The organism is Rhizobium brockwellii, from assembly GCF_000769405.2.
Taxonomy (GTDB): domain Bacteria; phylum Pseudomonadota; class Alphaproteobacteria; order Rhizobiales; family Rhizobiaceae; genus Rhizobium; species Rhizobium brockwellii.
In genome coordinates this window covers 911,461-923,397 of the sequence record NZ_CP053440.1, presented here as the reverse complement: position 1 = coordinate 923,397, position 11,937 = coordinate 911,461, and the positions used below count along the sequence as shown (strand labels likewise).

Sequence of the window (11,937 nt, the reverse complement as noted above, 5' to 3'; positions counted from 1 at the left end):
GCCGCAGGGAACCCAAAAATAATCCAAGCGTTTGCTCTCCCAGTTAGAGGCCGAGGCAATCATGACGACATTCGAAACCATCTTCAATAACCCGAGCTTGCCCCAGACAAAATCACAACGACCGGGCGACCGCCAAAAACAGGATGAGAGCGACTTGCGTCTCCAAGGCAGCGCTGCGAAGGCGACCTTCCTGATCAACGGCGACAGCTACTTTGCGGAGTTGGCGCGCGCACTGCGGCAGGCACGGCGCACCGTCTGGATCGTCGGTTGGGATTTCAACCCCGACATCCCGATGGAACCTGATAAATCCGACGAGACCCTGTCCGACCTGCTGCATGAGCTGGCGGCCGCAAATCCGCAGCTCGAAATACGCATCCTCGTCTGGACGCTCGGCCCCATCTATTCCGACAAGTCGCTCCGGCTGCTTCGCAAGAAGAGTTTCCCAAGGAATGAGCGGATCGATCTGCGCTTCGATCTTCAGCGCGCGGTGCGCGGCTGCCACCATCAGAAGCTCGTCTGCATCGACGATGCCGTCTCCTTCATCGGCGGCATGGACCTGACATCGCGGCGATGGGACACCTGGCTCCACCGCGCCAAGGATAAATTGCGACGTGACCCCAAGGGCGTTTCATACGATCCGCTGCACGACGTTCAGGCAATGGTGACCGGCGACGCTGCGAGGTTGATCGGCGATATCGCCAGGCGGCGCTGGGAAAACGCCACCGGTGAAAACCACCTGCCGTTGGCCGAAGATGTCCCCTTTTCCTGGCCGGACGATCTCGCCGTTTCGACGAGGGAGATCGCGGTCAGCTTCGCGCTGACGGAGCCGTCGACCGCTTTTCGCCCCGGCATCAGCGACGGCATCGCCATGACATTGGACGTCATCGCCCGGGCGCGGCGGCAGCTTTACATCGAGGCGCAATATCTCGCCTCCTTCCGCGTCGCCGACGCCATTGCCGCGCGGCTGCAGGAGGAGGACGGCCCCGAAGTCGTCATCATCTGCACGCGCAGTTCTCATGGGCTGATCGAAAAGCTTGTCATGGGCGGCAATCGCGACCGCGTCATCCGCCGCCTCAAACGCGCCGACCGCGCCGATCGCCTGCGCGTCTACTATGCCGTCGTGCCCGGGCCAATCGTGCCCGGGCGGGTAACGGCGAAAGCGAGCGAGGTGGAGGTGCTCGTCCATTCCAAACTGATCATCGCCGATGACGAGCTGGTCCGCATCGGCTCCTCCAATCTCAACAATCGCTCGGAAGGGCTGGATGGCGAATGCGACATGTTGTTCGAGGCAGGTAATGACGAGCACCGCCGCGCGATCGTGGATCTGCGCAATCGCCTGCTTTCGGAATATCTCGGAACCACCCCGGAAACCTTCGCCGCAGCCCTTATGCAGAGCGGCTCGTTGATCGAGGCGGTCGACGCGCTCAATGACGGGCCTCGGGGTTTACGGGAATTCACCGTCGAGCTGTCGGGCAGCATTTCACCGATTTCAGGCACGGCGATCTTCGACCCGGTTCGACCGTTCACAGTTTTAAACCGACTGGGCCTCGGCGCGCTCGTCCGCCTCCTCATTCGCCCCGCGTGACGTCCGTCGGAAAACGACCTCGCTGATGACGAGCAGCGTCGTGCCGAGCGCCAGTGGAATGAAGAAATAGGCGCAGCGAAACGCAATCAAAGCGCCGATCGACGCCTCCTTCGGCACGACATAGGAGACCGTCGCCTCGAGCACGCCGAGACCGCCCGGAACATGCGTTGCAAGGATCGCCGAATTGGCGAGCACGTAAGCCGTCACCGACCTGAAGAAGGCAACGTCGCCGAAGGCAGAGAGCATCTGGTGCAAACAGGCCGACACGAGCATGAAATTGATCGTCCCGACCGCAACCTGTGCGACCGCGATCGAAAATCGCGGCAACTGAAACGACCAGCGCCACAGCCGCAACGTGCCGCGGATGAAAAACGCCAGGCCCGCATAGACCGCCGGCACGACCAGCGCCAGCAAACCGAAGATGCGTACACTTGCCGGGTCGATGCGCAGCAAGCGCCCTGCATCGCCGGGATTGACGATCATGGCGATGCCGCCAAGTGTGATCAGCCCGAGCCCTACCGTGACACCGCAAAACAGGATGATCTTCGCCACGTCCTCCGCTGTCAGCCCCCAGCGCGAGTAGAAACGATAGCGAAAGGCGCCGCTGCTCAGCCCGGCAAAGCCGATATTGTGGCCGAGCGAAAGGCTGATGAACGAGGCGAGCAGGATGTTCCGGTAGGGCAAGGATTTGCCGAGCGAGCGGATAGCCAGGAGGTCGAAGCAGCTGAGGCACAGATAGGACGCCGCCGCAAAGAGAAGTGCAGTGCAAAAGGTCGAAAGAGGTATGCTGCGAACCGATTGGACGATCTGATCGAGGCTATATTGTTGAAAGATTCGATAGAGGAGAAAGACCGCAAGACAAAGGGCAACAACGAGCAGTCCATTCCATATCATGCTTTTCAAGCTCATCGATTGTCCTCAGGAGTGCGAGCGCGATGGTTCGATAATCGGGAACGATCAAACGAGTTTTGTGTTCCCCCGGGGAACAAGTTCAGCAGGGCCTATGCCGGATCAATCAATCAAAATCCTGACCTATAACGTGCACAGTTGTATCGGGGGCGACCGGAAGCTCGATCCCGGCCGCATCGCTTCTGTCATCGCCGAGGCCGAGGCTGATATCGTCGCTCTTCAGGAGGTCGACGTCCTCAGGCGCAGGACCGGCGGCGTCGACCAGGCCCATGCGATCGCCTCGCTTTTGAAGATGCAGGCTCATTTCCATCCGGCGCTATCGATCGCCGAGGAGCAGTATGGCGATGCGATCATCACTTCGCTGCCGACAGGCGCGGTCAAGGCCGGACCATTGCCATCCATCGGCGAACAGCGCGGCGCCATTTCCGTCGAAATAGTGGTCGGCGACAGAAAACTGCTCGTCGTCAACACCCATCTCGGCCTTCGTGGCCGCGAGCGCATCCGGCAGATGACGACATTGCTGAACCCCGGCTGGCTACGCGGCACGGCGGATGAACCTCTTCCCACCATCCTCTGCGGCGATTTCAACGCCATTCCGTCATCGGCGACTTACCGACTTGCCGCGCGCTCATTGAAAGACGCCCAGCTCGCAGGCAGCGCCGCGCCGAGAGCGACCTTTCCCTCGCGCTACCCACTGATGCGCCTCGACCACATCTTCGTCACTGACGATCTCATCGTCAAACAGGCGGCGGTCCTGGAAAACCGCCTGACAAGGATTGCCTCGGACCACCTGCCTCTGCTCGCGGAAATCGGCTTCGCCTGATCAGTCATCGACACTGACGACTTTCACCGGGCGAGCTTCCGGTTCATCACCGCCGCCACCAACGGAAACGCCGTCGTCGCCACGGCGCCCAGAGGCAGTCGCCTGATGCCCCTCGTGACGACGAAGGTCGCCGCCATTGCGGCTGCCAGCTTGAGCCAGGGCTGATTGCCGAGCTGCGCATGAGCGCTTGCATCGGCCCATCGGACGTTCTCCGTAACGACGGTCGCGGCCTGATGTTGGATCACGTGAAGGCGAGCGCGAAGGTTTTCGATCTCTTCTCTCAGTTCTTGCAGACGGCCTTCCAGGACATGACCTTCGTAGATCGGGAGGGGCTCATCGACGGTGTCTCCAACGGAAGCGTAATCGCCGAGCGTCGCAATGTATGCCCGATATTCGGCGTCGCTCGCGAAACCCTCACGTCTGATAAGATCAGGGTTGATGCTCGCCTCTTCGAAGGAGGCCGGCGCGGTTTCCACACCATCGCGCATATCCTTGTTTGTGCCGGTGTCCCCGAGTTCTTCCTTGAACATAATTCGTCTCCAGTTGTTCCTGGCGATAGAACGCTCGAGGGCTCAGAAGGATGCATCGGCCTCCGCTCCTGCCTTCATCTTCGCGACGCGCTGAAACGCTCCGGCCGAAATTCCGCCAGCAGCGGATGCCGGCGTCCAGTGACGATCTCGTCCGCCAGCAGTTCGCCGGCAATCAGGCCGAGGGTGGCGCCGCTATGGCTGAAGGCGACGAAGTAACCCGGGATCGACGGCAGCTCGCCGAAGACCGGCTCGCCATCGCCCGGGATGGGCTTCGGGCCGACCCCATAATCTTCGATCTCTAGTTGCGGATTACCTTCGAGAACCCTTGAGGCCTCGCGCAGCAACCCCTCCAGCGTCGATTGCCTGACATCATAGCTGCCGTCGGGCTTCACGCTCACCTCTTCCTCGGACCAGGCGGAATCGAGCGCGAAGCCGCCGCTGGGCGTTGGTCGGATGGCAATGCGAGGGGTGTTGAGCACAGCCTTCAGCGGATGGCGGATCGGCTTGGTTCGGACGAGAAGCGCGACAGGCGTTGCGTCCTCGATATGCTGGCCGGCCTCGGCCACGATTGCGGGGACGTCGCCGCCGGCAGCAAGCAGCACGGCATCCGCATCGCGGCGCATGCCATTCGCGGTGATCACACCACGGGCACGTCCGCCTTCAACATCGACCGTCGCGCGACCCGCGTCCGTGATAATCTCACCGCCCAGCGTGCGGAATTCTTCCGCAAGCGTAGCGATCAAGGACGGAAGATCGACCCAGCCCTCCCCGGGATTGAAGATCGCGCCTTGCGGCGTCACCACACTTGCATCGACACCCGGCGTCGCCGCGGCAATTCTTTGCGGGGCAAGCCATTGCGCGTGATAGCCGAGATCGCGCTCATAGTCGAAGATCTCGGCGATCTCGTTGGCGGTATCGTCCGCATCCCAGGTCAAGCCGCCGTCGAAGCGCAGCCACGGAGCATCGGGATACCTCACCGCCAGCGTGCGATAGCGATCTAAGCCGGCCAAACGCAGACGGTGATAGGCATCGGAGCGTTTGCGCGCCGAGTTGAGCCAGGCGAGCGAACGGCCGGAGGCGCCGTTGGCGAGCGGGCCGTCATTGATGAGCACGGTGCGGACCCCGAGCCGTGCCAGATGGACAGCGGTCGAGACGCCAAAGATCCCGCCGCCGATGACGACGACCTTCGAAGGTTTGGTGGAAGCGTTCATGTCGATAACCTTGTTTCTGCTCTTGCTACATCGAACGAAATCCGGCGCATCCGCCGTCAGGACGACCGGGGGCACCATGCGTTGCCTCCGGCGCTTCAGAGAACTTCAGCAAGGAAGCGCTTCAGCCGCTCGCTTCGGGGATTGTCGAAGATCTGCTGCGGGCAGCCGGCCTCGACGATGCGGCCCTCATCCATGAAGACGACCTGATCGGCCACCCTGCGCGCAAATCCCATCTCGTGCGTCACCACGGCCATCGTCATGCCCTGGCGGCCGAGGGCGGCCATCAGGTCGAGCACGCCCTTCACCAGTTCTGGATCGAGCGCACTCGTCACTTCGTCGAACAGCATGACCTCCGGATCCATGGCCAGAGCCCGTGCGATGGCGACGCGCTGCTGCTGCCCACCTGACAGACCTGCGGGCCGATGATCCCTACGCTCTGCGAGACCGACCTCGGCCAGACGCGCCTCGGCGATGCGCCGCGCCTCCTGCCTTGGCATCTTCTTGATCTTGGTCAGCGAAAGCATGACGTTCTCGAGTGCGGTGTGGTCGGGAAAAAGGTTGAAGTGCTGGAACACCATGCCCACACGCCGGCGCAATCTCTCCGGCTTCATCGCCAGGATGCTCTCGCCATCCAGCAGGATGTCGCCGCCCTTCGGCTCGACAAGCCTGTTCATGCAGCGCAGCAGCGTCGATTTTCCCGAACCGGAAGGGCCGATAATGCAGGTGACCGTACCGGCGGCGATGTCGAGATCGACACCCTTCAGCACGTCGAGATCGCCATAGGCCATGGTGAGGTCCCGGATGTTCAGGGCGCCGCCTTTGAAGCGAGGCGTACTCTCCTCGGCCGTGCCCGTGGGATGCGGGCCGGCAGCGGCCCGCAGTTCGCTTACCTCGACCAATCCGCTCGCAGCACTGGAGCCGCGCCCTTGTTTTCCGAGCCGCAGTCTCGCATCGATATAATTGACGAAGTGGGTCAGCGGCACGGTGATGACGAGATAGAAGATGCCCGCCAGCAGCAGCGGTGACAGATTGCCGGTGACGACAGCCTGATCCTGGCCGACACGGAAGAGCTCCCGCTCGGAGGCGAGCAACCCCAGGAAATAGACAAGGCTGGAATCCTTGACGTTTCCGATGAATTGATTGACCAGCGCCGGCAGAACCCGCCTGATGCCTTGCGGGATGACGATCAGGCGCATGCCCTGCCCGTGGCTCATGCTGAGCGCCCGGCAGGCTTCCATCTGGCCGCGTTCGACACTTTGAATGCCCGACCGGAAGATTTCACCGATATAGGCTCCGGCGATCAGGCTGAGCGCCAGGATGCCGAGCGGAAATGGCGACGGACCGAAGATCTCACGCCCGATCCGGGCAAAACCCTGGCCGATGATCAGAATCGTGACGATCGCCGGCAGCCCACGGAAAACATCGGTATAGATGCGCGCCGGCAGCCGCAGCCAGCGGGACTGCGAAATGCCCATCACGGCGAGAGCCATGCCAATAGCGACGCCGAGCACGGTCGAGGCGGCGGCTAGGATCAACGTATTCTTCAGGCCGACGCTGATCATGCTCGGCAGAACTTCCGCCATGGCATCCCAGTCCAGGAAGCTGCGGCGCAGATTTTCAAGCCAGTTCATTCAGATCCCCATGAATTCTTGCCCGGCGCAGACGCCGCCGTCCGACGGAGCCTTGGTAAGCCGCCCGCCATGAGCGGGCGGCTTGCGGCGTCACTTCTTGGGAAGATACTGCTCCGGCATCGGCGAGCCGGGGAACCACTTTTCATAAAGGGTCTTCCAGGTGCCGTCCTGCATCGCGTCGTGAAGCGCGCCGTTGAGCGCCGTGCGGAAGGCGTCATTTCCTTTTCGGACTACGAAGCCAGCAGGCGCATCGAAAGACGGGATATTCACGGCAACCTTCAGCGCGGGATAGCGCTCGCCATATTGCTTGGCGGCCTCGTAATCGAGAAAGTGCGCATCGACCGTTCCGTTGTTGAGGGCGGCCACGGCAGAATTGTTGTCGGGGAATTTCACCAGATCAGTCCCGCCGAAATTCTTGGCCGCATAGACTTCCTGCAAGGTTCCCTGCACGACGCCGAGACGCTTGCCCTTGAGGCCATCGGCATCCTTGATACCGGCATCCGGGGTCAGGACGGAGAGATAACCGGCGAGATAGCCGTCGGAAAAGTCGACGGTCTTCTTGCGTGCTTCGGTGGTTCCGATCGCTGCAACGGCAACGTCGAACCGTTCGTTTGCGACCGACGGCAGGAGTGCTGAAAATTCCTGGCCCGTGAACGTCACCTCGTCCTTTTGAAAGCCGAGGCGGGAGACGACGTTGAGAAACAGCTCGATATCGAAACCGGTGAACTGGCCGTCCGCCGTGGCAAACGTATAGGGCTTGGAATCGCCCATCGTGCCGACGCTTATCACCCCGGGCTCGATAAGCTTATAGGGATTGTCGGCGGCGGCCGCAGAGCCTGCCCCCATCGCAAGAAGGCATGTCAAAAGGCCAGCCCGCAATGGGGCCAGGGTGGCCGCGAATGATTCAAAAGGCTTCATGTTCGTTCTCCGCTCTGAAAGGAATGCTCTTGTCGGCATCGTCGGGTCGCCCTGCCCCACCGCGCATTGCGGCAGAGACTTCTGGACAAGATACCGGTCTCCTGTATAAAGAGACCGGTCTCACAACATATTTGATATCCGTCAATTGACCGGTCGTCAACAACTCTTGTAGTCCTCGGCTCATGGAAGATTCCGCTCATTCGAAACGTGCAGTCACGGTCGCCGACGTCGCCAAGGCCGCAAAGGTCTCGAAGGCCACTGCCGCCCGTGTGCTCGGCGGCTACGGCGTGGTCAGCGCCAAGATCACGGATCAGGTCATGGCAGCCGCCGCTGCCCTCGAATACCGCCCGAACGAGCTCGCCCGGAGCATGAGCACAGGAAGGTCCGGCATCATCGGGGTCGTGGTCGGCGACATCGAGAACGCCTTCTTCAGCCTGGCGGTGCGCGGCATCAGCGATGCGGCCCGTCTTGCGGGATTCAACGTCATCATCGCGAATTCGGGCGAAGAGCTCGATGCGGAAAAATCGGCCGTCGACCTCCTGATCGGCAAGCGCGTCGATGGCCTGATCGTGACGCCAGCCCGCTGCGACAGCGTCGAGCATCTGCAGCACGTCCGCCGTGCCGGCGTGCCGCTGGTCTTGTTCGATAGGGCTATCCCGGAACTCGACGTCGACGCCGTGACCGGCGACGACCGGGATGCGGCCATCGCGGCGACCCGCTATCTGATTGGGCAAGGACATCGCCGCCTCGCCTACGTCTCTGCCATGGATGCCGAGGATGGTGGGCTCACCGATATCGGGCGGATCTCGAATTCCGCCGTCCGCGAACGCGTGGAAGGTTTTGTCAGCGTCTTGACCGGGGCGGGTTTGCCGAACCCTCTTCATTATGTCAGGCTCGGCGCCACGGACCAGCATCAGACGGACGGCGTGATCAAGCGCCTGCTCGCGGACAGTGCCGCGCCGACGGCGCTGCTAGCATCGGACAGCCTCGTCGGCTTGCGCATCTTCAAGTCGCTGCAATCGCTCGGCCTTTCCATCCCCAAGGACGTGTCTATGATTTCGTTTCTCGATGCCGACTGGACCAGCGTCACCGTTCCGCCGATCACCATCGTCGACCAGCGCGTCTATGAGATGGGCAAGCTTGCCGGCGAACGGCTCGTCGCCCGCATCGAACGCGCGCCCCTTGCCGTCGAACGCCTACGCGTCAGCACGAGCCTCGTCCTGCGCGGTTCCGTCGCAAAGATCGGCCGGTGAGACCTACTGAGTTGGCTATACCCGCATCGCTTTGCGAAGCAGCGAGTAGTACCGCATTGCGATCGGTCACGAATGCCCATGGTCGCCGATTTGATATTACATGGGGTTGCTGTTGTCTTTGCCTGACCAACGTTATTTAATACCGAAAATACTCGATGTGGGATTTTCAGGAAGATCATGCTCCAGTCAAAAGACGCTTCATCTGAGCTGATAAATTTGATCTATGGAAGTCTATTCGGTGAGTGCAACTGGCAGGATTTTCTGGATCGCGTTGCGCAAACTTCGCCGAATGGAAAGGCTGCCCTCCATTACCACGATCTGGCCTCGCCTGTGGCCCATGTTCCTTACGTATCGGGGTTCTCGAGGACCGAAGTCGACCAGTTCAGCAGCCACTTTGCCGCAGTGAACCCCTGGATTCCGAGATTGAGCTTTGTGCCCGTCGGTCAGGGTGTCTGCGGAGACGAGATCTTTCCACGCGAGGACTTGCTCAAATCGGAATTCTACAATGATTGGCTGAAGGGGCAGGCCCAATGCGAGACGAGCATCGGTGTCTCCATTATTCGGGAGGAAACCCGCACCTTCGTCCTATCGACCTGCACGTCGTCAGCGGATCCCGATTTCAACAAAGAAGCAGCCGGGCGTTACACGATACTCGCGCCCCATTTGAAAAGGGCTTTCGACTTCATCCGGAAGCGCGACCTACTCGCCCCGGAGAGACAGACAACGCAAACCCTGTTTGATAGCATCGGCGTCGGACTGATCTACGTTTCGGAGCAAGGGCGAGCACGTCAATGGAATAAGAGCGCGGAAGCCTTGATGGCGGCTGGCTTTCCTGTGTATGTCGCCCCAAGCGGCAAGCTCGAACTTCAATGCGAGAGGTCTGCTGCCGTTCTCGATTTCCTGACTTCCAGAAAGGGTGTGCAATCAAGGCCGCATACGGCGATTGCAAAGGGGAAGGACAAGGCTAGTTATCGCATCACACTCCTCCGGCTCCAGTCGGATGCATTCACTGAGTTCTTGGAGGGGCCGACCGTGGCCGTCATTGTCGAGCCGATGGTGGCTACGCCACTCAATGAGCGGCGAGACTTCCTTATGGAAGCCTACAAACTGACTGCGACGGAGATTCGGATCGCATCGAGCATCGCCTCCGGCCATTCCCCAAAAGAGGTGGCCATAGCCGATCACATCAGCTACGAAACGGTCAGAACCCACCTCAGAAACATCTATTCCAAGCTCGGGGTAAACTCCCGGGTTGGCTTGGTCGCGCTGCTCATGCGCTGACGATAATCTTGCAATTCTTCCTCTACCTCCCGCATGGCTAGCGAGGCTTTGCATATTGCGACCGGGTTACGAGCGCAGGACGCGCAACATTCGAAGAAGAAATCCGGCAATCCTTGTCTCGTTGCGTGGGAAAACCAAGACTAATCCCACTAATCATAGAGCTCGCCATGACCAATCTGCTCCCTGGCGGGTGCATCGCTGATTGAGGGGTCGTCGGCCGGATCGGGATCTCTCTTGTTGGCATCGCTCAGAAACTGCGCGGCCTTCAGGAGCGCCGCGGTTATCTCCTCCGAGCCCCATCCGGCTTCATTGGCGGCTGCAATCAGCCTTTCCAAAGCATCGCGCGCGGCAACGGTCGCCTCTTCGAAGCGCTGCGCGGGAGATTCGTTCTTCGGTGGTGGAAAGGTCATCGGCGTTCCCTCCATGTGGCTGTTGGGGGATGAACGCAGGCCGCGGCAAATGGATGCACGATCTGCTGATTTAACAAGCGGCGACCCTGTTCACACTGGACCGGCAGGGTCGGCGACGTCTTTCAGCCTCAGATGACCGTCTGCAACAGAAACGGAGAGCTCTCCAACGGACGCTGGGCGAGGATCCTCAGCATTGCGGGGCCTTGTATACCGGAAGTCGTGCAGGAGCGGCCGTCATGATAGACCACCGTCATGACGCGGCTGAGACTATCGTACCTGATCTCTGCGATCGTACGGGTGTGAACCGGAAAGATGAATTCATGGGGTTGAGATTTCTCCCCCGAGGTTTTCAAGGTCATTGCGATGCCCCAACGAAAAAAGCAATTTTAGCTCCACCGCGCCTGGCCTGAGCCTAACGGCGCCTATCAACCACATATTGCTGCGACGGTCGCGTGACATCGGCGTGACATGCAGAATCGACGCTGCCAACTCAGGGCCGGATTCGTGACGCGTCAGTTGCCAAAGCTGCGATCAACCTTCAATGCAATGTCCGACAGATCCCGTGTGCGAGAGCGGTCTGCGGCCAGCATTCGACCGTGCGCGCCAGCGATCGAACGGCTTCGTCCACGTTGAAAACCACATCCCCAAGCCGCTCGATCTCATAATCGAGCTCGTAGACCTGGACTTCGTCGAGGTCGTCACTCTGAAGCACTCGCCTCATAGCATCGATAAGGCGCTCAGTTCGCCCAACGATATCAAGAGCGCTGCGTATGATGATGTCGAACATGATTATCCCCTCGCTTCGATAATGAAGCGTCGGCCATAATCGTGATGCTGACAATCCTGAAATCTTGTCAGACGCGGCCTCGGATCGCGTCATAGAGATCCCTCAACTCACGCAGTGCGGGTCGAGGCCGATGACGCGGCAGAGCGGCTCGACGAACGGCGAATGCAAGCGCGCCGGCGACAGCCGCGACGAGCAGAAGCGTCGAGGCCGGGTAGAGCTTCACCGTTGCCTCCGTCTGACGCATGGCTTTCCCGGCATTTCCCTTAGCCGGTCGGGCAGCATCGAGGACCTGCTGCTGCAGCGCGCTGATCTGCTTTCGCAGCGCGCCGAGCTCTTCGCCCAGGTCATGATCAGGCTGCCGGGGAACGCCGACGAAGGCCGTATTCGTATCGATGACGGCTTTCGGAACGGGGTCGCCGATCTTGGCCCCCTTAGTGTCGAGGATCGTCGTCTCAGTGCTCTTGCGGCGCGGCATGATCATTTCTCCTTCCTAGAGCTTGATGCCGAAAGGTGTAAGCGGGCGGTCTTCAGCCGACATCATGCTCTAACTATCTAATGTAGAATAAGATTCAGATTTTAGGGCCGGCCGGGCCTAAAAT

General features: G+C 60.5%; 13 protein-coding genes. 4 read left to right on the top strand and 9 right to left on the bottom strand.

Features of this window, described 5'->3' with window-relative positions; translation table 11 throughout:
- Positions 1-61: 61 nt before the first annotated feature.
- Positions 62-1,585 carry a phospholipase D-like domain-containing protein gene (locus RLCC275e_RS27915; RefSeq protein WP_033183279.1) on the top strand — a complete coding sequence of 508 codons (1,524 nt, stop codon included), beginning with the start codon at positions 62-64 and terminating at the stop codon, positions 1,583-1,585.
- Here RLCC275e_RS27915 and RLCC275e_RS27910 read toward each other — a convergent pair.
- Entirely contained in the window at positions 1,532-2,494 is a 963-nt protein-coding gene (locus RLCC275e_RS27910) for a lysylphosphatidylglycerol synthase domain-containing protein (protein WP_033183280.1), read from the bottom strand. The two genes, RLCC275e_RS27915 and RLCC275e_RS27910, sit on opposite strands and share 54 nt — an antisense overlap.
- A gap of 94 nt (positions 2,495-2,588) precedes the next feature.
- On the opposite strand from RLCC275e_RS27910, the gene RLCC275e_RS27905 reads away from it, so the two are divergent.
- On the top strand, positions 2,589-3,317 hold the full coding sequence (locus RLCC275e_RS27905; protein ID WP_033183281.1) for an endonuclease/exonuclease/phosphatase family protein: 729 nt from the start codon (positions 2,589-2,591) through the stop codon (positions 3,315-3,317).
- Between the two features lie 23 nt (positions 3,318-3,340).
- Here RLCC275e_RS27905 and RLCC275e_RS27900 read toward each other — a convergent pair whose 3' ends face one another.
- From RLCC275e_RS27900 to RLCC275e_RS27885, 4 genes are all read right to left on the bottom strand, one after another.
- Complete coding sequence (locus tag RLCC275e_RS27900; protein WP_033183282.1) at positions 3,341-3,847, bottom strand: hypothetical protein; 507 nt, start codon at positions 3,845-3,847, stop codon at positions 3,341-3,343.
- A 74-nt stretch (positions 3,848-3,921) separates the two neighbouring features.
- Positions 3,922-5,058 (bottom strand): NAD(P)/FAD-dependent oxidoreductase, encoded by a 1,137-nt coding sequence (locus RLCC275e_RS27895; protein ID WP_033183497.1) that lies wholly within the window; start codon positions 5,056-5,058, stop codon positions 3,922-3,924.
- Positions 5,059-5,153: 95 nt separating this feature from the next.
- Complete coding sequence (locus tag RLCC275e_RS34605) at positions 5,154-6,689, bottom strand: amino acid ABC transporter permease/ATP-binding protein (protein WP_033183283.1); 1,536 nt, start codon at positions 6,687-6,689, stop codon at positions 5,154-5,156.
- A gap of 90 nt (positions 6,690-6,779) precedes the next feature.
- On the bottom strand, positions 6,780-7,607 hold the full coding sequence (locus RLCC275e_RS27885) for an ABC transporter substrate-binding protein (RefSeq protein WP_033183284.1): 828 nt from the start codon (positions 7,605-7,607) through the stop codon (positions 6,780-6,782).
- Positions 7,608-7,789: 182 nt separating this feature from the next.
- On the opposite strand from RLCC275e_RS27885, the gene RLCC275e_RS27880 reads away from it, so the two are divergent.
- Positions 7,790-8,860 carry a LacI family DNA-binding transcriptional regulator gene (locus tag RLCC275e_RS27880; RefSeq protein ID WP_033183285.1) on the top strand — a complete coding sequence of 357 codons (1,071 nt, stop codon included), beginning with the start codon at positions 7,790-7,792 and terminating at the stop codon, positions 8,858-8,860.
- A 177-nt stretch (positions 8,861-9,037) separates the two neighbouring features.
- Positions 9,038-10,141, top strand: a complete 1,104-nt coding sequence (locus RLCC275e_RS27875; RefSeq protein ID WP_033183286.1) for a LuxR C-terminal-related transcriptional regulator — start codon at positions 9,038-9,040, stop codon at positions 10,139-10,141.
- 149 nt (positions 10,142-10,290) lie between these two features.
- Here the strand turns inward: RLCC275e_RS27875 and RLCC275e_RS27870 are convergent, their stop codons facing one another.
- The 4 genes from RLCC275e_RS27870 to RLCC275e_RS27855 all read right to left on the bottom strand — a co-directional run bounded on the left by RLCC275e_RS27870 (position 10,291) and on the right by RLCC275e_RS27855 (position 11,813).
- Positions 10,291-10,551, bottom strand: coding sequence for a hypothetical protein (locus RLCC275e_RS27870; protein ID WP_033183287.1), 261 nt, complete (start codon positions 10,549-10,551; stop codon positions 10,291-10,293).
- A 128-nt stretch (positions 10,552-10,679) separates the two neighbouring features.
- Positions 10,680-10,910 (bottom strand): hypothetical protein, encoded by a 231-nt coding sequence (locus RLCC275e_RS27865; RefSeq protein WP_033183288.1) that lies wholly within the window; start codon positions 10,908-10,910, stop codon positions 10,680-10,682.
- A 179-nt stretch (positions 10,911-11,089) separates the two neighbouring features.
- The gene (locus RLCC275e_RS27860; RefSeq protein ID WP_033183289.1) at positions 11,090-11,338 is read right to left on the bottom strand and encodes a hypothetical protein; all 249 of its coding nucleotides are present in this window, start codon (positions 11,336-11,338) and stop codon (positions 11,090-11,092) included.
- A gap of 67 nt (positions 11,339-11,405) precedes the next feature.
- Complete coding sequence (locus tag RLCC275e_RS27855) at positions 11,406-11,813, bottom strand: hypothetical protein (protein WP_033183498.1); 408 nt, start codon at positions 11,811-11,813, stop codon at positions 11,406-11,408.
- Between the last annotated feature and the right edge of the window lie 124 nt (positions 11,814-11,937).